Here is a 19100-nt window from a genome sequence, read left to right as displayed (position 1 = left end):
ACGGGAGAACTGCCGGTCACATGCAGTTCGGTGATCGGTGCCGCGCAGCAGCATCGGCGTCAGGTTGCACGCAGTTTCGCGACGGTGTGGTCCGGTGTCGGAACGGGCGTCGTCTCGTGTTCCGCACGCACGCCCAGCTGCCCGGGCGTCACCTGGTCGATCAGCGCCCACGCCCGTTCGATGGGCAGATCCACGATGCCGTACTTCTTCTTCCCGGCCGCGCTGGCCGCGATCACGGTCGCCAGTCCCGCCCGCCGCTGGAAAAAGGTCTGCCGCACGGTCCACCCGATCACACCCGGCGCCTCCAGGCAGTCACGGTCGCGATCCAGCGATCCGCGCCGGGTGATCAGCCAGACCGGACGCGCGCCGTCCGACGGGATCACCGCATGCCCCAGTCCGCGATATCGATCGTGTGCCAGCGCCGCCGCGAAGAGCGCGACGACCGCGAGGAGAATCCAGGCCCACAGCGGAACATGAAGTCCGGCAAGGGATATCGCGACCAGGAGGGCGAGCAGGACCCACACGGGCATGAAAGCGCGAGTGTAGCGCCGGCGCCGTGCGCGCGGGCCGTGCTGTTCGAGCGCCACCAACGCGGGGGCGGCGGCGGACGTGATCGCAGCGCCGCCCGCCGGGGTGGCGTCGGTGCGGCGGGATCCGCTGGTGAGGAGCTGGGCGAGGGTGCGGTCGACGGCGGCGCGCGGCGCTTGGGGGAGGAGCTTCTGGCGCGGGCTGGTGCCGGTCATGATGGCCTCGAGTTCGGCGCCACCGGCCAGCCGGAGCAGCAGCGGTTCCTTGACCGTCGCACCGCGCAGTCGGGACAGGTCGAGCGTGGTCTGACGGGTGGTGAACAGGCCGCCGCGGATATGCAGCGCCGCGCCGTCGTCGAGTACCCGCAGCCCGAAATACGTGGTGAGGTAGCGGACGCAGGCGGCGATCGCGGCGATCACCAGCAGCACCGTGACCGCCCCCGTCACGGCGAGGGCGATGAAAACCGCACTGTGCTCGGTCAAGTCCTGCACGGCGTGCGAACGCACCAGCACATCGGCGACCCCGACCTTCGCGGCCAGGCCGATCACCGGCCCGACGATGGCCAGGCCGGTCAGCGACAACGGTGCGTACCGAACCCAGCGCGGCTGCCAATGCCCGATCTCGATCGCTTCGTCCGCGAGATCGTCGGTATCGCCGCTCAGGGCTCGCTGGAGTGCGGACCGGCCGGCGGTGATCCCGTTGTGGACCGAAGTGCCTTGATGTGCGGGCGTATTCGAATGGGCACGGATCCTAGGTTCGGTCGCCGATCCGCTGTCGGCCGTGTGACCGAAAGACCCGGGATTCGCGTTCGGCGTGCCGGTTGCCGCACCGGTGCCCGGCTCCGTGTTCTCGGCCGGCCGCAACAGCAAGGCCCGCAGTTCGGGAACCTGCCGCGCATCCACCCCGTCGAGGTGAAACCGCTTCTCCCGATCGGCGTGCTGCCCGGTGCCGATGACGAGCACCACCAATCCGAGCAGCCGATGCATCAGGTCCGCGTGCACGTCCACCGACCGAATCCGGGTCCGCGGCACGGTCAGGGTCCGTCGCTGCAGCAAGCCCCGGCGCAGTTGCACGGAGTCGGCGCCGATCCGGTAACTGGTGGTGAACCACCGCGTCAACGCGAACGCCACGATCACCACCGCGACCGCCACCGGACTCCACGCCGGCCCGCCGCTCTGGGTCCCCACGATCACCGCGCCCAGCAGCACGGGAATGTATTTGAACAATTCCCGCACCGGATGCACGAGCAGCATCCGCATATCCAGCCGGCGCCAGTCGGCGGTTGCCCCCACTTGCGGATCACTCACGTCGCATCCTCCCGATGAATCGACGCGATATCGGTCAGCCGGTTCACGGTGCGCTCGGCGACCTCCAGATCCAGCGCCGCGATCCGCACCGCGCCCGCCGAGGAGGCCGTGGTCACCGTCACCGTCGCCAACCCGAACATCCGCTCCAACGGCCCCCGATGCGTATCCACCGTCTGCACCCGCGTAATCGGCGCGACCCGGCTCTCCTGGTTGAACCACCCCGTCCGCGTGTAGACCGCGGTGTCGGTCACCTCCCACCGATGCACCGCGTATCGCCACACCGGCACGACCCCGACGCCGAACCCGGCAGCGACCACCGTCGCCGCCACCAGAGCGAGCGCCCACGCCCGATGCGAGCCGTCCAGCACCACCCACACCAGCTCACCCACCAGCACGAACGCCCAGAAGATCGCCGGCCCGGCCGCCCACAACAGCGGTGCCCGCCGACTGGCCCGCCACGCCGGAGCGGCCGATATCGTGCGCGCGGGCGAGACTTCCGGCGACCGGGTCATACCAGCCATCGTGACATGTTTCAGGTGATCCATCGGTCGGCGAGCCGATCGACCCAAACGGGACATTCCTCGGCGCTGTCCGGTGGGGCGTCGACGAGCACCAGTTCCGTGATGCCGAGATCGCCGAGCAGGGCGACGTCGGCGCGGGCCGGGTTTCGCAGGGCCACGGCCAGGTACAGGTCGGCGATATCGCGTCCGGCGTCCGCGCAGAACCGGGCCAAGAGTTGTAGCCGGTTGCCAACCGCGGACACGCCGTCGAGGTTGAAGCCGTACCAGCCGTCTCCCCAGTCGGCGACCCGCCGCAGCGCTCGGTCGCTGTTTCCGCCCACGAGGATCGGCAGATGGGGCTGGGTCGGTTTCGGGTTGACGCGGATGCTGCGGAAGGAGACGTAGTGCGAGTCGTAGGTCGCGGGGTCGTCGCGCCACAGCGTTCGCAGGGCGTGCACGTAGTCGGCGGTGCGGGCCGCTCGCCCGTCGAATGCGATGCCGAGTGCGTCGAACTCGTCCCTGGACCAGCCGATTCCGATGCCCAGACCGAATCGGCCGCCGCTGAGCCGGTCCAGTGATGCGGCCTGTTTGGCCATGATCACCGGGTTGTGCTCGGGCAGCAGGACGATGCCGGTGGCCAAGCGGATGGTCGACGTGACCGCGGCGGCGTAGGTCAGGCAGGCGAACGGATCGAGCCAGTCGGCAGTGGCCGGGACGGCGATCCGGCCGTCGTCGGAGTAGGGGTAGGGAGACGACGAGTCGTCGACCATCACCACGTGCTCGCCGCACCACAGTGTCGCGAAACCGCGGCGTTCGGCATGCCGGGCGGTCGCCCGGACGATCTCCGGCCGGGAGCCGGAGCCGATTCCCAATCCGCGTAACCCGAATCGCATGGCATCGCCGCCTCGTATGTATCCGGTGTGACCGGCAGCCTAACGCGCCCGCCACCTGTCGACGCTCTCACCAGCGCACTCGTCGGCGGCGTCGTTCCGGGCGCAAACTGGTCGCCCGAAGCAGGAATAACCCGTGAAGGCCCCCGGGTTGTCTCACGTCACAGGGCACCGAAGGGAGAACACTCGGATGGTTGGCGCATGATCGACGGCGTGAACGAACAACCGCACACTGGGCTACCGACTCCTGGTGTACCGCCCGTTCCGCCGAGTTCTTCGGCCATGCGCAGAGCCTTGCGGCGTGCGCGCGACGGGGCGACGCTCAATCTCGACGAGGCCGTGGTGCTGCTGCACGCGCGCGGTGCGGATCTCGAGGATCTGGCCGCCTCCGCGGCGCGGGTGCGGGATGCCGGGTTGCGGGAGACGTATTCGGGGGACACCCTGCCCATCACCTATTCCCGCAAGGTGTTCATTCCGCTCACCCGCCTGTGTCGCGACAAATGTCATTACTGCACATTCGTGACGGTGCCCGGCAAGCTGCGCGCCGACGGCCACGGCATGTATCTGGAACCCGACGAGGTGCTCGAGATCGCCCGTAAGGGCGCCGAATTGGGTTGTAAGGAAGCGCTTTTCACGCTGGGCGATCGCCCGGAGGACCGCTGGCCGGAGGCGCGGCAGTGGCTGGACGAGCGCGGCTACGATTCCACTCTCGACTACGTGCGCGCCATGTCGATCCGGGTGCTCGAGGAAACCGGCCTGCTGCCGCATCTGAATCCGGGGGTGATGAGCTGGGCGGAGATGTCGCGACTCAAGCCGGTCGCCCCGTCGATGGGCATGATGCTGGAGACCACCTCCGAGCGCCTGTTCACCGAGCGCGGTCAGGCGCATTACGGCAGCCCGGACAAGGATCCGCAGGTCCGGCTGCGCGCCCTCACCGATGCCGGACGGCTGAGCATCCCGTTCACCACCGGCATCCTCGTCGGCATCGGTGAGACCTACGCCGAGCGCGTCGACTCGATTCTGGCGATCCGCAAGTCGCACAAGGCTTTCGGGCATGTGCAGGAGGTGATCGTGCAGAACTTCCTGGCCAAGTCCGATACCGCCATGCGCGACACCCCCGATGCGGATCTCGCGGAGTTCCGCGCCACCATCGCGGTGACCCGGTTGCTGCTGGGGCCCAAGATGCGGATTCAGGCCCCGCCGAATCTGGTGTCGCTCGACGAGTGCCGGGCCCTGATCGATGCCGGTATCGACGATTGGGGCGGGGTGTCGCCACTGACCCCGGACCATGTGAATCCGGAGCGGCCGTGGCCGAACCTCGAGGTGCTCGCCGAGGTGACCGCGCAGGCCGGCTATGTGCTGACCGAGCGGCTCACGGCCCATCCGAAATATGTACTCGCCGGCAATCCCTGGATCGACCCGCGCGTGCTGGGACATGTCGGCGCACTGGCGGATTCGCGCACCGGACTGGCCCGCGACGTGTATCCGTCCGGTCGACCGTGGCAAGAACCCGACCAGTCCTGGGAGTCGCTGGGCCGGGTGGATCTCAACACCGCCATCGACACCGAGGGCCGCAATACCGAGTCGCGCAGCGATTCCGGGCTCGACAGCGACGGCCTCGGCGCCTTCGGCGACTGGGAAACCGTTCGGGAACAAGTACTTTCACTCAGCGCGCCGGTGAAGCTCAACACCGACGTGTTGAGCGCCCTGCGCGCCGCGGAGAAGGATCCGGCCGGGCTCACCGACGACCAGTACCTGGCGCTGGCCACTGCCGACGGCCCGGAACTCGACGCCATCGCCGCGCTGGCCGATCAGCTGCGCCGCGACACCGTCGGCGACGACGTGACCTACGTGGTGAACCGCAATATCAACTTCACCAACATCTGCTACACCGGCTGCCGGTTCTGCGCGTTCGCGCAGCGCAAGGGCGATGCCGACGCCTTCACCCTCTCCGCCGACGAGGTCGCCGAACGCGCCTGGGAAGCGTATGTGGAAGGCGCGACCGAAGTGTGCATGCAGGGTGGCATCGACCCCGACCTGCCGGTCACCGGGTACGCCGATCTGGTGCGGGCGGTCAAGAAGCGGGTGCCGTCGATGCATGTGCACGCGTTCAGCCCGATGGAGATCGTCAACGGCGCCTCGCGCGGCGGGCAGAGCGTGCACGATTGGCTCTCGGCGCTGAAAGAGGCCGGGCTGGATACGATTCCGGGCACCGCGGCGGAGATTCTCGACGACGAGGTGCGCTGGGTGCTCACCAAGGGCAAGCTGCCCACCTCGGCGTGGATCGACGTCATCACCACCGCCCACAAACTCGGCATTCCGTCGAGTTCGACGATGATGTACGGCCACGTCGACAATCCGAAGCACTGGGTCGGCCACCTGCGGGTGCTGCGCGGCATCCAGGACGAGACCGGTGGGTTCACCGAATTCGTGCTGCTGCCGTTCGTACACCAGAGCGCGCCGCTGTATCTGGCGGGCGCGTCGCGGCCGGGGCCGACGATCCGGGACAACCGCGCCGCGCACGCGCTGGCCCGCATCATGCTGCACGGGCGCATCGCCAACATCCAGACCAGCTGGGTGAAGCTGGGCATCACCGGCACCCAGGTGATGCTCAACGGCGGCGCCAACGATCTGGGCGGTACGTTGATGGAGGAGACCATTTCCCGGATGGCCGGATCGGAGCACGGCTCGGCGAAGTCGGTGGCCGAACTGGTCGAGATCGGCGCCGGGATCGGTCGCCCGGTGCGGGAGCGCACCACTACCTACGGGATACCGAAACACCAGGTGTCGGCCCTGCCGCTGACCGTCGGCTGATTCGTCGGCGCCGCCTGGCGGACCCGCGCCGCGGAACTTCGGAGGCGGGCGTCGCGCACACCGGCGGCTCCGGCGATTCGGACACCGCCGGACCGGCGAATCGGACACCGCCGGACCGGGCGGCGAACAGCGCCGGAGACGGTGTGTCGCATCCCGTCGGGATCGACAAGTTAGGCAAGGCTGACCAGTTGTAATGTGAGTCCCCGGGATACTGTTGCGCGGGCGGAAGTGTCCCGCAGGCAAGGACAGACTAGGAGAACGGCAGTGCCGTACATCATCGCTGAACCGTGCGTTGACGTGAAGGACAAGGCGTGCATCGAGGAATGCCCCGTGGACTGCATCTACGAGGGCAATCGCATGCTGTACATCCAACCCGACGAGTGCGTGGACTGTGGTGCATGTGAGCCGGTGTGCCCGGTGGAAGCGATCTTCTACGAGGACGACACCCCGGACCAGTGGAGCGGGTACATCAACGCGAACGTCGACTTCTTCGACGACCTCGGCTCGCCCGGCGGCGCAACCAAGGTCGGCAAGACGGACTACGACGTGCCGTTCATCGCCGCGCTGCCGCCGATGGCGAACGAGTAGGTAGCGCCTCGGTGATCCGCGATCGTGTGCGGGTCAGCAGTCTGCTGCCCGATTTTCCCTGGGACACCATCGCCGGGGCCAAGGCTCGCGCCGCGGCGCATCCCGACGGCATCGTCGACCTGTCGGTAGGCACACCGGTCGACCCGGTCGACCCGCTGATCCGCGCCGCGCTCGACTCGGCCGCCGCCGTCCCCGGGTATCCCGCCACCTACGGCACTCCCGAACTGCGGGAGGCCGCGGTGGCGGCGGTCGCGCGCCGCTTCGGCATGTCCGGCATCGGCTCCGATGCGGTGCTGCCGGTGATCGGCACCAAGGAACTGATCGCCGGATTGCCGCGACTGCTGGGCCTCGGCCCCGCGGATCTGGTGGTGATTCCCGAGGTGGCGTATCCGACCTACGAGGTGGGTGCGCTGTTGTCGGGTTCGCGAATTCTGCGGGCGGACGGCATGACTCGGCTCGGCCCCGAATCGCCGGCGCTGATCTACCTGAACTCACCGTCCAATCCCACCGGCCGGGTGCTCGGCATCGACCATCTGCGCAAGGTGGTGTCCTTCGCCCGCGAACGCGGCGCGATCGTCGCCTCCGACGAGTGCTACCTGGGCCTGACCTGGGACGCCGAGGCGGTATCCATCCTCGACCCGCGCGTCAGCGACGGCGACCACACCGGTCTGCTGGCCATCCACTCGCTGTCGAAGACGTCGAATCTGGCCAGCTACCGGGCCGGTTTCGTGACCGGCGACGTCGAGTTGATCCGGGAGCTGCTGGAGGTGCGCAAACATTCCGGCATGATGGTCCCGTACCCGATCCAGGCCGCGATGACCGCCGCACTGGCCGACGACCGGCACGAGGCGCAGCAGCGCGAACGCTACCGCGCCCGCCGCGAGGTGCTGCGAAAGGCGTTGGAGGAGGCGGGTTTCCGCATCGACCACTCCGAGGCCGGCCTGTATCTGTGGTCCACGCGCGGCGAGAACTGCCGCACCACGCTGGACTGGCTCGCCGAGCGCGGCATCCTCGCCGCACCCGGTGACTTCTACGGCCCCACCGGCACCGAGCACGTGCGCATCGCCCTGACCGCGACCGACGAGCGTATCGCGGCCGCGGCGGTCCGGCTGTCCGCCTGAGACGGCGGCCGGGCCGCGGCTCGGTTTTCTCAGCAATCAACCGGCGACGCGACGCACGTCGTACTCGTCGGTTTATCGCAGCATCGCCCCGATGCGGGACTAGCCTGGCGTTATGGACGCTGTCACGGTTGTCCCGACTCCGGCGAACGAGCCGGTTCACTCGTATGCGCCGGGGAGCCGGGAACGAGAACTATTGATCGGCAAACTTGCCGAAATCTCCGGGCGAACGGTCGATGTGCCGCTCGTGATCGGCGGCAAGCATCGGCCGGGGACCGGGCCCCGCTCCGAGATCGTGATGCCGCATCGGCACGAGCACGTGCTGGGCACCTACGCCGATGTGACTCAGGAGGAAGGCCGGGCCGCGATCGAGGCGGCGACGGCCGCCGCGCCGCAGTGGCGCGCGCTGCCGTTCACCGAGCGCGCCGCGGTGCTGCTGCGGGCCGCCGACCTGCTGGCCGGGCCGTGGCGGGAGACGGTGGCCGCCGCGACCATGCTGGGGCAGTCGAAATCGGCGCACCAGGCCGAAATCGACGCACCCTGCGAGCTGGTGGACTTCTGGCGGTTCAACGTCGCCTTCGCGAGCCACATTCTGGCGCAGCAGCCGGAATCGTCTGCGGGCGTGTGGAATCGGATGGATTATCGCCCGCTCGAGGGATTCGTCTACGCGATCACCCCGTTCAACTTCAGTGCGATCGCCGGGAATCTGCCGACCGCGCCCGCGCTGATGGGCAATACCGTGGTGTGGAAGCCCTCACCCACCCAGACGCTGGCGGCGTACTACACGATGCGGGTGCTCGAGGAGGCCGGGCTGCCGCCGGGGGTGATCAATCTGGTCACCGGTGACGGCATCGAACTGTCCGAGGCCGCGCTGACCGATCCGCGCCTGGCCGGCATCCACTTCACCGGCTCCACCCGCACCTTCCAGCACCTGTGGCAGCGGGTGAGCGCGAATATCGGCCACTACCAGGGATATCCGCGGCTGGTGGGAGAGACCGGCGGGAAGGATTTCGTCCTGGCGCACCGCTCGGCCGATCCGGACGCCTTGCGCACCGCGCTGATTCGCGGCGCCTACGAATATCAGGGACAGAAATGTTCGGCCGCCTCCCGCGCCTACATTCCGCGCTCGCTGTGGCGGGAGATGGGCGACGATTTCCTCACCGAGGTCGACGAACTGAGCTACGGCGACGTGGCCGATCTATCCAATTTCGGTGGGGCCGTGATCGATCGGCGCGCCTACGACAAGAACGTCGCCGCGATCGAGCGGGCCCGCGCGGCCGGTTTGGGCATACCGGCGGGCGGCACCTACGACGACAGCGAGGGCTACTTCGTCGAGCCCACCGTGCTCCTGGCCGATACCCCGCGCGACGAGGCGTTCACCACCGAATACTTCGGGCCGATCCTGGCGGTGTACGTGTACGACGACGATCACCCCGAAGCCTTCGATTCGATACTGGCGGAAGTGGATTCGGCGGCGCCCTATGCGCTCACCGGCGCCGTCTTCGCCCGCGATCGGGCCGCGATCGACCGGGCCGCCACCACACTGCGCTTCACCGCGGGCAATTTCTACGTCAACGACAAGCCGACCGGCGCGGTGGTCGGCCAGCAGCCCTTCGGCGGTGCCCGCGCGTCCGGCACCGACGACAAGGCCGGGTCGTATCTGAACCTGCTGCGCTGGGTCGCGCCCCGGACACTGAAGGAAACCTTCGTGCCGCCGACCGATTACCGCTATCCGCATATGGAGTCGGAATGAACGGCTTATCGGTGGCCCCACCCGGCAGGCGACGATGAACCCGCTGCGCCCCGCGATCCTCGCCGCCGCCGGATCGGTGCGGATGAAGCGGGCGATCACCGGGTTTCCGGTCACCGCCGAGGTCGTGCACCGGTTCGTGGCCGGTGAGAACCGCGCCGACTTGGCCCCGGTCGTCGGCGAGCTGCTGGGCAGCGGCCGGATGGTGAGCGTCGACTTTCTCGGTGAGTACACGACCGAACGCTCGATGGCCGATGACGCCGTCGCCGAATACCTCGCGTTGATCGATGATCTGGCCCGATGGAACCGCTGGCAATCGGCGCAAACCGTTGCGCCGGTAGAGGTTTCGGTGAAGCTCTCGGCGCTGGGACAGTCGCTGGGGCTGGCGGGCCCGGAGATCGCCACCGCGAATCTGCGGACCCTGTGCGAGCGGGCGCAGCAGGCGGGGGTGTGGATCACCGTGGACGCGGAGGACCACACCACCACGGAAACCACCGAGTCGACCGTGCACATGATGCGTGCCGACTATCCCTGGTTGGCGGTCGCCACCCAGACCTATCTGCGCCGCGCGGAGGATCGCTGTCGCATCGCCGCGGCCGAGGGCGCGCGAATCCGGTTGTGCAAGGGCGCGTATCGCGAGCCGGAGTTCGTCGCCTACCAACGCGCCGCCGATGTGGACGAGTCGTATCTGCGGTGCCTGGAACTGCTCATGGCCGGTCCGGGGTATCCGATGGTCGCCACCCACGATCCGGTCATGATCACCGCCGCCCACGACCTGGCCGACCGGAACGGGCGCGCCCCGGGCGATTTCGAATTCCAGATGCTCTACGGCATCCGCTCGCTCGAACAGCGGCGCCTCGCCGAGGACGGGCACGCGGTGCGGGTCTACATCCCCTACGGCAACCAGTGGTACGGCTACCTGATGCGAAGGTTGGCCGAACGTCCGGCCAACCTCGGCTTCTTCCTCCGCGCCCTCGCCGAGCGCTGAATCAGACCAGCGGTCGGCCGAAGCGCCGGCGCAGCCGCATGTCCGCGAGATAGAAGTTGAACGGGAAGACCCGGATCACCGTGGGCATCCGCGTCCACACCGCCGAGATCGTGCGCAGGACGAATCGGAACCGGCGTTCGTCGCGCGCGGTCCAGCGCATCCCCATCTCGTCGCGCAGATGCTGCGGCAGCAGGGCGGTGACGGTGAAGCGATGGAACCGCCCGGCCAGCAGCTGAATCAGGCGCGGCTGCATCTTCAGGTCGATCAGATCGTTGAAGTAGCGGCGTACCGGCTCGTCGATGGTCTTCGTCGCGAGGTTCTCCTCCCAGAACGCGTAGAACGCGTCCCGGTCGGCCGGCCACATCTCCGGACGCATCTGCAGCCCGGTGCCGAGCCGGACGCTGTAGCGGTAGAAACGCTCGGCGAGTTCGGGATCCATCGGTCCGCGCATGCGCCGGTACAGATCGTCGACGCCCCAGTACAGGCAGGCCGCCACCCACAACTGCAATTTCGGATCGAAGGCGTTGTACTTGACCGGGCTGTTCGGTCCCGAATGCACCGGGCGGTGCGAGGCGTTGACCGCCTCCCGATAGCTCTGCACGTCCTCGTCGTTGCCCAGCCAGGCCACGGCCAGATAGGTCAGCGTGGTGCGCAGCCGCTTGAGCGGGTGCAACGTCACCTTGCCGCTGTCGACCGTGCTCTCCAGTACGCCGTAGCCGACCGGCGGATGGCTGAGCTGCATGATCACGTTCGCGGCACCGCCCAGGAAGGCGGCCACGCCGTCGATGTGTTCGCGCACCGTCTCCGGGGTCAGTTCGTTGCCCGGAATCTCGGGCAGCGGCTCGGTCGCGCGCAGGGGGGCGGTCATCGTCGACTCGTCTCCTGTTCCTCCCCGCCGGATCGGCGAGAGAATATGAGAAGCTTTCGTATAAACCTTCTCATCGGTGTGGCATCGTGTCAATCGAGGCCGCTGACCATATGGGATGATGAGAGCGTCACCGTGTCCGCGACCCGGGCGAACGAGAGGAACCACCATGACCGGCTCGACCAGACTGTCGACTCGGCTCCTGCCGCTGGTTCGCGGCGCGGGTCCGGAGGACCGCAATCAGACCACGGTACTCGACGCGGCACTGCTGGCTTTCCTCGATTTCGGCATCAAACGCACCAGCATGGTCGAGGTCGCGCGGCGCGGCCGGCTGTCGCTGGCGACGCTGTATCGGCGCTTCGCCGGCAAATCCGATCTGATTCAGGCCGTCGGGCTGTGGCAGGCACGCCAATTCGTGGAACAGGTCGACGCCGCGGTGCAGCGTCAGATCGATCGCGACGCCAGCGCCGAGGATCAGATCGTCGAACTGTTCGTCGCCTTCCTGGACGGGTTGCGCGGCAACAAACTGTTGGACCGGTTGTTGACCACCGAACCGGAGGTCGTGCTGCCCTACCTCACCGTGCAGGGCGCGCCGGTGATCGAGCTGGGGCGCGACTACGTCGCCGAGTTCATCACCCGCCTGCAGACGGAAGGCAAACTGCCACAGTATGATCCGCTGCCGCTGGCCGAACTCGTCGCGCGCAACGCGCTCTCGCTCGCGCTGACTCCGCAGACGCTGATCCCGGTCGACGACGAGGCCGCCTGTCGGCAGTTCGCCCGCGACCACGTGGTCCCCGGCTTCCGAATTCCCTAGTCACGGGATCAGCCCATAAGGTCCGGCTCGTCGGGCCGTGGTGAAATCTGTTGTGCCAGTGTTAGACTGGGGTATCGGGTACCGAGTATCTCGGTGCTATAGCATTCGCTCGACGCATTGGTCTGCTGTTCCATCGCTGTCTTCGTGACCTCTCCAGATCTTCGCGGCGGTGCCACGCCGCGTACCGGTTCATAGAGCCGGGCCCGCGCCTCGGGGGCTGCCGGGTGAGCGCGCACAGAACATCACGATCGAGCTGTGGGGACCGGCGGAGATGAATTTCCCGGGGGCACTTCGGCGTATCGCCAGCACGGTCCCCAAGAATCCGGGACGAGTCCGGTCCGGATCAAAGCTCCTCGAACCCGAGAAGGAGATGGTCGACATGTCAGAACCCGGCAGTACGGTACCCAGGCGGCAACTCGGCCGATACCTTCGCGACCTGCGATCACAGACCGGGATGACGCTGCACGAGGTTGCGCAGAAGGCCGAGATCAGCGCGAGCACGGTCCAGCGCTACGAGAACGGCCGCTTTCCGACCAAACTCCGCACCGCCGACATCCGCGAAATCTGCGCGGTGCTAGGCGCGGACGACACCCTGACCGCAGCGCTGGAAGGGCTTGCGCAGCAAGCGAATGTGCAGAACTGGTGGCACGAGTACGACGACGTGATCCCGCAGGATTTCGATGTGTACATGGGGTTGGAGGCGGCGGCGGAGCAGTTGGTGGTCTATTCGCCCGGCGCGGTGATGGGTCTGCTCCAGACTCCGGATTACGCAGCGGTGCTGACGCGCGGAGTCTTTCCCGACGCCACACCGGAAGAGATCGCGCAGCGGGTGCACATGCGTATGCGTCGGCAGTCGCTCATAACGCGGCGTCGCGGCGCAGCGGAACTTCGGATTGTGCTGGGGGAGGCGGCTATTCGTCGCGAAGTTGGCGGACGCCGCGTGATGGCGGCTCAGCTGAAGCGGTTGGCCGACATCAGCACTATGCCGAATGTTTCATTGCGAATATTGCCGTTCGCGGCGGGCATTCCACTCGGTCGTGCATACAGCCGCTTCATCATCCTGACGTTCCCTGACGACGCCAAAGGCAACCCCATCGAGCCGCCTGTCGTCTACCTCGAAAATTCAACGGGCGACATGTATCTCGAGAAACCGAACGATGTGCGCCACTACACTGAGGCATATCAGGGCATCCTGCGGGCCGCCCTGGATGAGCAGGCGAGCAGGGACCTGCTTCGCCGGGTAGCAAGGGAGTCGGGATCGTGACGAGCAAGTACGACGTAGATCTGTCAACTGCCCAGTGGTTCACCAGCACCCGCACCGATGGCGGGAAAGAGTGCGTTGAGGTCGCGTTCCTGGACGGCGGTCTCGTCGGCGTGCGGGACAGCAAAGATCGCACTCGCCCGGCGCTGGTCTTCACTCCCGGCGAGTGGCGGGCGTTCATCGGCGGCGCGAAGGACGGCGAGTTCGACCAGGCGTAGTGATCACAGGTCACTGATTGCAAGGTCTCGAGAGTCGTGGCCACATCTCGAAATGCTTGGCCACAGGTTGGCCGGCCGGCCACGATTCTCGAGGCGCCGCGCCCTCAGCGCGGTGTCCGCGATCAGAGTTTCTGTTGGTGGGCGGATCAGAAAGGTGCCTACGGTGCTACTACAGCTATTCGGCGCGGCAATCATTCTGCGGCGATGAGCACTCGGGGGTGGGCAAACGATATGGAATTTCCAACCTTCGACGAGATCGAAGGTTCGGTCGACGACGAGGTGACTCGTGCCGTCCTGGGGGGGGGACTCGGTGCCTACTTCGTCGTGCCTCACACCAGCCGCAGTCCCAAACGCCGCCGTAGGCGCATGTCGAACATATACGCGTTGACCGGAAACATCTTGAGCTGCTTGGGGACTCGCTCCTCCACCGCGCCGACCGCGTGCAGTAACCGGGCCAAACGGCGGTCGTCGGATTCGGTCCACGGCATCTCCATCTGCGTGCGGAGATTCGGCGGCAGCAGTCCGGCGACCACCCAGCGGTGAAATCGCCCGAACGCCAGGCGGATCGGCGGCGGGAACATCTTCAGGTCCACCAGATCGTCGAAGTACGCGCGGATCGTCGGATCGATCCGGACCTCGGCGATCTGCCGGTTCCAGTAGGCGTCGAAAGCGGCGCGGTCGGCCGGCCACAGTGCCTGCGGCATCTGCAGGGTGGTCCCGAACCGGGCAGCGTGACGGTAGAAGGCCTCGGCCTCCTGCTCGGGCATCGGGCCGTGCATGCGCTCGTAGAGGTCGCGCGAACCCCAGTACAGGCAGGCCGCCACCCACAGCTGCAACGTCGGATCGAAGGCGTTGTACTTGACCGGGCTCTGTGCGGTGGAGCGGACCTGACGATGCTGCCAGTTCACGGCGGCGCGGTAGGCGGCGCGTTCGTCGTCGCTGCCCAGCATGGCCACGGCGAGGTAGGTCAGCGTGGTGCGGGTGCGTTTGACCGGATGCACCATCACCTTGCCGCTGTCGACGGTGCTCTCCACCACGCCGTAGCCGACGGGCGGAAGCGACAGCTGCATGATGACGTTGGCCGCGGCACCGAAGAAGGCGGCCGAACCGTCCAGGTGTGCCGCGACATCGTAGTCGGCGACCGGTTGCCCGGGCGACGTGCGAATGGACGTGGTCATCGTCGACCCCCATCTCCGCGTGAGAAGGCTGCACTTCGACAGTCTCACCACCTCAATGCGCTGTCAACGGCCGCGGGGCGACGAGACGAATTCGCAATCGGCCGCTCGGCCGGGGAGAGTGCCGGCAGTGCCGGATCGTCGAGCCGGATTGATAGGTTGGCGCGATGTCCTACGGTTCGCTGCCGCTGTTGCCCTCGCTGAATCCGGCCGCCGTGGCCGCCGGATACGACATTCCCGATGCGGTCACCATCGACGGTGAGACGCTCTCGCGCAGCGACCTGGTCGGCGCCGCGACCTCGGTGGCCGAACGCATCGCCGCCGCCGGCCGCGTCGCGATTCTCGCCCGCCCGACCGCCACCACCGTGCTGGGCATCCTCGGCTGCCTGATCGCGGGGGGCGCCGCCGTGCCGGTGCCGCCGGATGCCGGATCGGCCGAACTGGACCATATCCTCGCCGATTCCGGGGCGCGGGCCTGGCTCGGCGCGGCGCCGGACAACCCCACGCTGCCGGTGATTCCGGTGCGCAAACACGCCCGCTCCTGGCACAGCCATCCCGAACCGCCCGCGAACACAACGGCTTTCATCCTCTACACCTCCGGGACCACGGGTGCGCCCAAGGGTGTCGTGCTCAGTCGCGGCGCGATCGCCGCCGGTCTCGACGCCCTGTTCGAGGCGTGGGCGTGGACCTCGAAAGACACACTCGTGCACGGCCTTCCGCTGTTCCACGTGCACGGTCTGATCCTCGGCGTGCTCGGGCCGCTGCGAGTCGGCAGCCCCCTCGTGCACACCGGAAAACCCACGCCTGCCGCCTATGCGGCCGCGGCCGGCACCCTGTACTTCGGCGTGCCGACGGTGTGGTCGCGTATCGCCGAAGACCCGGATGCCGCAAAGGAATTGGCGAATGCCCGGTTGTTGATCTCCGGCAGCGCGCCGCTGCCGATTCCGGTCTTCGAACGGCTGCGTGAGCTCACCGGTCAGGCGCCGGTGGAGCGTTACGGCATGAGCGAAACCATGATCACGCTCTCCACTCGGGCCGACGGCGAGCGCCGGCCGGGCTGGGTCGGCCTGCCGGTGGCGGGTGTGCAGACCCGGTTGCGCGACGAGACGGGCGCGCCGGTTCCGCACGACGGCGAAAGTATCGGCGGACTGCAGGTGCGCGGGCCCATGCTGTTCGACGGCTATCTCAACCGGCCGGAGGCCACCGCCGACAGCTGGACCGAGGACGGCTGGTTCGTCACCGGCGATGTCGCCGCGATCGACGCCGAGGGATTCCATCGCATCGTCGGGCGCGAATCGGTGGATCTGATCAAATCCGGTGGCTATCGCGTCGGGGCCGGGGAGGTCGAAACCTGCCTGCTCGGTCACCCGAATGTGGCCGAGGTCGCGGTGGTCGGGATCGAGGACGCGGATCTGGGGCAGCGCATCCGGGCCTACGTCGTGCCGCGCGCGGACACCCCGATGTCGGAGCGGGAACTGATCGACTTCGTCGCCCAGCAGCTGTCGGCGCACAAACGGCCGCGCGAGGTGCTGATGGTGACCGAGTTGCCGCGCAATGCCATGGGCAAGGTGCAGAAGAAGCAGTTGCGCTGATCCGACCATCCGGTGCCGGGAACGTGGCGGGTTGACCTGTACCGCACTCGAGGTTCTAAGGTCGGCGCATGATCGCAACGCTGTCTGCAGCCCAGATCGAGTATCTGGCGGGCCAACGCCTGGGTCGGCTGGCCACCATCCGCCCGGACGGATCGCCGCAGAACAACCCGGTGGGTTTCCGCTACAACGAAGCCCTCGGCACCATCGATATCGCGGGCCACAACATGGGCGCCTCGCAGAAGTTCCGCAATCTCGCCAAGGAGGAGCGGGTCGCGTTCGTCGTCGACGATATCGCCTCGGTGAATCCGTGGCAGGTGCGCTGCCTCGAAATCCGTGGCGTGGCACAGGCTTTGCGAGATGTCGACACCTACCTCGACGGCGGCTCGCGGGAACTGATCCGCATCACCCCGCAGCGCGTGCTCGGCTTCGGCATCGACTAGGCCGGCACCGACTAGGCCCGGCACGAGACACGAAACGCCCCTTCCGCCGAGCGGGAAGGGGCGTTTCGCGTGAGATCAGTTGGCGTGCAGGGCGGCGTTGAGTTCGATGCCGGTGCCCTTGCGCGCGACCACCTCGACGCTGCCGGTCAGCGAGTTGCGGCGGAACAGCAGATTCGACTGGCCGGACAGTTCGGCCGCCTTGATCGTGCGGCCGTCCGGCAGCGCGACCTTGGTGCCCGCGGTGACGTAGAGGCCGGCCTCGACGACGCAATCGTCGCCGAGCGAAATACCCAGGCCCGCGTTCGCGCCGAGCAGGCAGCGCTCGCCGATCGAGATGACCTGCTTACCACCACCGGACAGGGTGCCCATGATGGAGGCACCGCCGCCCACATCGGAACCGTCGCCGACCACCACACCGGCGGAGATGCGGCCCTCGACCATGGACGCGCCGAGGGTGCCGGCGTTGAAGTTCACGAAACCCTCGTGCATGACCGTGGTGCCCTCGGCCAGATGCGCGCCCAGCCGCACCCGGTCCGCGTCGGCGATGCGGACGCCGGCGGGCAGCACGTAGTCGACCATGCGGGGGAATTTATCGACGCCGTAGACGGTGACCGGACCGCGGGCGCGCAACTTTCCGCGCACCAGCTCGAAGTCCTCGACCGCGCACGGGCCGTAATTGGTCCACACCACATTGGCCAGCAGGCCGAACTGCCCCTCCAGGCTGAGCCCGTGCGGGCGGACCAGCCGGTGCGAGAGCAGATGCAGGCGCAGATATTCGTCGTGGGTGTCGATCGGCGGCGCGGACAGGTCCGCGATCGTGGTGCGCACCGCGACGACCTCGACCCGGCGGGCCTCGTCGGGGCCGACCAGATCGGCGAAGCGCGCGTACTCCGGGTCGCTCGGGCTCAGCCGCGTGGTCTCGGACGTCTCGAACGTGCCCAGTTCCGGATACGGGTACCAGGTGTCGAGGACCGTCCCGTTCACGGTCACCGTCGCTAGGCCGACTGCGGATGCTCCCTGTGTGCTCACGGCCCCTCAGCCTACTGGGTGCGGATCGCGAGGTGGCGGGCTCCCTGTGCCGCCAGGGCCGGAGCCGCTCGGCCCGGTCGTGAGACGTGCGAACAATTAGGCTGGTCCGGTGACCATCGATCTGCGCGCCGACCCGATCTCGATCACCGCGACCCTCGTCGACATCCCGAGCGTCTCCCGCGACGAGGCGGCGATCACCGACACCGTCGCCTGGGCCCTGCGTGAGCAGACCGAGGGCTTCGAGGTGCTGCGGCACGGCAACACCGTGCTGGCTCGCACGAATCGCGGGCTGCCGCACCGGGTGATCATGGCCGGTCACCTGGATACCGTGCCGATCGCCGACAACGTGCCGGGCCGGTTCGAGACGATCGACGGTGAGGAAGTGCTGTTCGGCTGCGGCAGCGTCGACATGAAATCCGGTGACGCGGTCTTCCTGCACCTGGCCGCGACCGTCGCCGACCCGGTCTGCGATCTGACCCTGATCTTCTACGACTGCGAGGAGATCGCCGCCGAATACAACGGTCTCGGCCGCATCGAACGCGAGCTGCCGGAATGGCTGGACGGCGATCTGGCCATCCTCGGCGAACCGTCGGGCGCGTGGATCGAGGCCGGCTGCCAGGGCACCCTGCGCGTCCGCCTCGGCCTCGGCGGCACCCGCGCCCATACCGCGCGAGCGTGGCTGGGCGACAACGCCATTCACAAGCTGGCGCCCGTCCTGCAGCGGCTACGCGACTACGTGCCGCGCGAGGTGGACATCGACGGTTGCGTGTACCGCGAGGGGTTGTCCGCGGTGAAGGTGGAGGGCGGTGTGGCCGGCAATGTGGTGCCCGACGAGGCCGAGGTGCTGGTGAACTTCCGGTTCGCGCCCGATCGCACCCTCGACGAGGCGACCGAGCATGTGCGCGAGGTGTTCGACGGACTGGATGTGAGCTTCGAGCGGACCGACGGTGCGCCCGGCGCGTTGCCGGGTCTGTCGGCGCCGGCCGCGAAGAACCTGGTGGAACGCGTCCATTCCCACGGCGGTGGCGGGGTGCGCGCGAAATACGGCTGGACCGATGTGTCGCGATTCGCCGCTCGCGGCATTCCGGCGGTCAATTTCGGGCCCGGCGACCCCAACCTGGCGCACAAGGTGGACGAGCGCGTACCCACCCGCCAGATCACCGTCGTCACCGAGATCCTGCGCAACTACCTGACCGGTCACAAGGGCTGAACCGGTAGGTTCG

General features: G+C 67.8%; 17 protein-coding genes. 11 read left to right on the top strand and 6 right to left on the bottom strand.

Translation table 11 applies throughout. The features are described from left to right. Positions 1–59 precede the first annotated feature (59 nt). From NN2_RS09780 to NN2_RS09770, 3 genes are read right to left on the bottom strand one after another with little or no spacing between them, the layout of a single operon-like run. Entirely contained in the window at positions 60–1835 is a 1776-nt protein-coding gene (locus NN2_RS09780) for a PH domain-containing protein (protein ID WP_063910722.1), read from the bottom strand. After that, the gene (locus NN2_RS09775) at positions 1832–2380 is read right to left on the bottom strand and encodes a PH domain-containing protein (protein WP_082856870.1); all 549 of its coding nucleotides are present in this window, start codon (positions 2378–2380) and stop codon (positions 1832–1834) included. Before NN2_RS09775 ends, NN2_RS09780 begins: the two co-directional genes overlap by 4 nt. Further along, the gene (locus NN2_RS09770; RefSeq protein WP_063012381.1) at positions 2368–3228 is read right to left on the bottom strand and encodes an LLM class F420-dependent oxidoreductase; all 861 of its coding nucleotides are present in this window, start codon (positions 3226–3228) and stop codon (positions 2368–2370) included. The genes NN2_RS09775 and NN2_RS09770 overlap by 13 nt, the downstream gene beginning before the upstream one ends. 198 nt (positions 3229–3426) lie before the next feature. Here NN2_RS09770 and NN2_RS09765 point away from each other — a divergent pair, with 198 nt between their 5' ends. From NN2_RS09765 to NN2_RS09745, 5 genes are all read left to right on the top strand, one after another. Next, positions 3427–6039 (top strand): bifunctional FO biosynthesis protein CofGH, encoded by a 2613-nt coding sequence (locus NN2_RS09765; protein ID WP_082856869.1) that lies wholly within the window; start codon positions 3427–3429, stop codon positions 6037–6039. Positions 6040–6303: 264 nt separating this feature from the next. Then, a complete protein-coding gene (gene fdxA, locus NN2_RS38150) occupies positions 6304–6627 on the top strand; it encodes a ferredoxin (protein ID WP_030514872.1) in 324 nt (107 codons plus the stop codon). A gap of 14 nt (positions 6628–6641) precedes the next feature. Then, positions 6642–7748: a succinyldiaminopimelate transaminase gene (dapC, locus tag NN2_RS09755; RefSeq protein WP_063012512.1), complete on the top strand. Its 1107-nt coding sequence runs from the start codon at positions 6642–6644 to the stop codon at positions 7746–7748. 112 nt (positions 7749–7860) lie between these two features. Next, a complete protein-coding gene (gene pruA, locus NN2_RS09750; protein ID WP_063012379.1) occupies positions 7861–9498 on the top strand; it encodes an L-glutamate gamma-semialdehyde dehydrogenase in 1638 nt (545 codons plus the stop codon). Between the two features lie 34 nt (positions 9499–9532). Beyond that, positions 9533–10483, top strand: coding sequence for a proline dehydrogenase family protein (locus NN2_RS09745; RefSeq protein ID WP_063012374.1), 951 nt, complete (start codon positions 9533–9535; stop codon positions 10481–10483). Position 10484: 1 nt separating this feature from the next. On the opposite strand, the gene NN2_RS09740 is transcribed toward NN2_RS09745, so the two are convergent. After that, entirely contained in the window at positions 10485–11351 is an 867-nt protein-coding gene (locus NN2_RS09740; RefSeq protein ID WP_063012372.1) for an oxygenase MpaB family protein, read from the bottom strand. 166 nt (positions 11352–11517) lie between these two features. Here NN2_RS09740 and NN2_RS09735 point away from each other — a divergent pair, with 166 nt between their 5' ends. From NN2_RS09735 to NN2_RS09725, 3 genes are all read left to right on the top strand, one after another. Then, complete coding sequence (locus tag NN2_RS09735; RefSeq protein ID WP_063012370.1) at positions 11518–12162, top strand: TetR/AcrR family transcriptional regulator; 645 nt, start codon at positions 11518–11520, stop codon at positions 12160–12162. A gap of 370 nt (positions 12163–12532) precedes the next feature. Then, a complete protein-coding gene (locus tag NN2_RS09730; protein WP_342749270.1) occupies positions 12533–13426 on the top strand; it encodes a helix-turn-helix domain-containing protein in 894 nt (297 codons plus the stop codon). Further along, positions 13423–13641 (top strand): DUF397 domain-containing protein, encoded by a 219-nt coding sequence (locus NN2_RS09725; protein WP_063012368.1) that lies wholly within the window; start codon positions 13423–13425, stop codon positions 13639–13641. Before NN2_RS09730 ends, NN2_RS09725 begins: the two co-directional genes overlap by 4 nt. A gap of 329 nt (positions 13642–13970) precedes the next feature. Here the strand turns inward: NN2_RS09725 and NN2_RS09720 are convergent, their stop codons facing one another. Further along, the gene (locus NN2_RS09720; protein ID WP_063012366.1) at positions 13971–14819 is read right to left on the bottom strand and encodes an oxygenase MpaB family protein; all 849 of its coding nucleotides are present in this window, start codon (positions 14817–14819) and stop codon (positions 13971–13973) included. A gap of 164 nt (positions 14820–14983) precedes the next feature. Between NN2_RS09720 and NN2_RS09715 the strand changes: the two genes are divergently transcribed. Both NN2_RS09715 and NN2_RS09710 read left to right on the top strand, forming a co-directional pair. Then, positions 14984–16408: an acyl-CoA synthetase gene (locus tag NN2_RS09715; RefSeq protein WP_063012364.1), complete on the top strand. Its 1425-nt coding sequence runs from the start codon at positions 14984–14986 to the stop codon at positions 16406–16408. A gap of 68 nt (positions 16409–16476) precedes the next feature. Continuing rightward, positions 16477–16848 (top strand): PPOX class F420-dependent oxidoreductase, encoded by a 372-nt coding sequence (locus NN2_RS09710; protein ID WP_030514882.1) that lies wholly within the window; start codon positions 16477–16479, stop codon positions 16846–16848. A gap of 75 nt (positions 16849–16923) precedes the next feature. On the opposite strand, the gene dapD is transcribed toward NN2_RS09710, so the two are convergent. Further along, on the bottom strand, positions 16924–17877 hold the full coding sequence (gene dapD, locus NN2_RS09705) for a 2,3,4,5-tetrahydropyridine-2,6-dicarboxylate N-succinyltransferase (RefSeq protein ID WP_030514883.1): 954 nt from the start codon (positions 17875–17877) through the stop codon (positions 16924–16926). Between the two features lie 109 nt (positions 17878–17986). Here dapD and dapE point away from each other — a divergent pair, with 109 nt between their 5' ends. Continuing rightward, a complete protein-coding gene (gene dapE, locus NN2_RS09700) occupies positions 17987–19087 on the top strand; it encodes a succinyl-diaminopimelate desuccinylase (RefSeq protein ID WP_063012362.1) in 1101 nt (366 codons plus the stop codon). The last annotated feature ends 13 nt before the right edge of the window (positions 19088–19100 follow it).

Source organism: Nocardia nova NBRC 15556 (assembly GCF_001613005.1).
Lineage (GTDB): Bacteria > Actinomycetota > Actinomycetes > Mycobacteriales > Mycobacteriaceae > Nocardia > Nocardia nova.
Note: the sequence above shows the minus strand (reverse complement) of the source record. Positions and strands in the feature narration are given on the sequence as shown.

Bases quoted from the DNA above. Each gene is read 5' to 3' on its own strand.
- NN2_RS09775 (WP_082856870.1), bottom strand. From the start codon at position 2,380: ATGGATCACCTGAAACATGTCACGATGGCTGGTATGACCCGGTCGCCG.
- NN2_RS09770 (WP_063012381.1), bottom strand. From the start codon at position 3,228: ATGCGATTCGGGTTACGCGGATTGGGAATCGGCTCCGGCTCCCGGCCG.
- NN2_RS09765 (WP_082856869.1), top strand. From the start codon at position 3,427: ATGATCGACGGCGTGAACGAACAACCGCACACTGGGCTACCGACTCCT.
- pruA (WP_063012379.1), top strand. From the start codon at position 7,861: ATGGACGCTGTCACGGTTGTCCCGACTCCGGCGAACGAGCCGGTTCAC.
- NN2_RS09745 (WP_063012374.1), top strand. From the start codon at position 9,533: ATGAACCCGCTGCGCCCCGCGATCCTCGCCGCCGCCGGATCGGTGCGG.
- NN2_RS09740 (WP_063012372.1), bottom strand. From the start codon at position 11,351: ATGACCGCCCCCCTGCGCGCGACCGAGCCGCTGCCCGAGATTCCGGGC.
- NN2_RS09735 (WP_063012370.1), top strand. From the start codon at position 11,518: ATGACCGGCTCGACCAGACTGTCGACTCGGCTCCTGCCGCTGGTTCGC.
- NN2_RS09730 (WP_342749270.1), top strand. From the start codon at position 12,533: ATGGTCGACATGTCAGAACCCGGCAGTACGGTACCCAGGCGGCAACTC.
- NN2_RS09720 (WP_063012366.1), bottom strand. From the start codon at position 14,819: ATGACCACGTCCATTCGCACGTCGCCCGGGCAACCGGTCGCCGACTAC.
- NN2_RS09715 (WP_063012364.1), top strand. From the start codon at position 14,984: ATGTCCTACGGTTCGCTGCCGCTGTTGCCCTCGCTGAATCCGGCCGCC.
- NN2_RS09710 (WP_030514882.1), top strand. From the start codon at position 16,477: ATGATCGCAACGCTGTCTGCAGCCCAGATCGAGTATCTGGCGGGCCAA.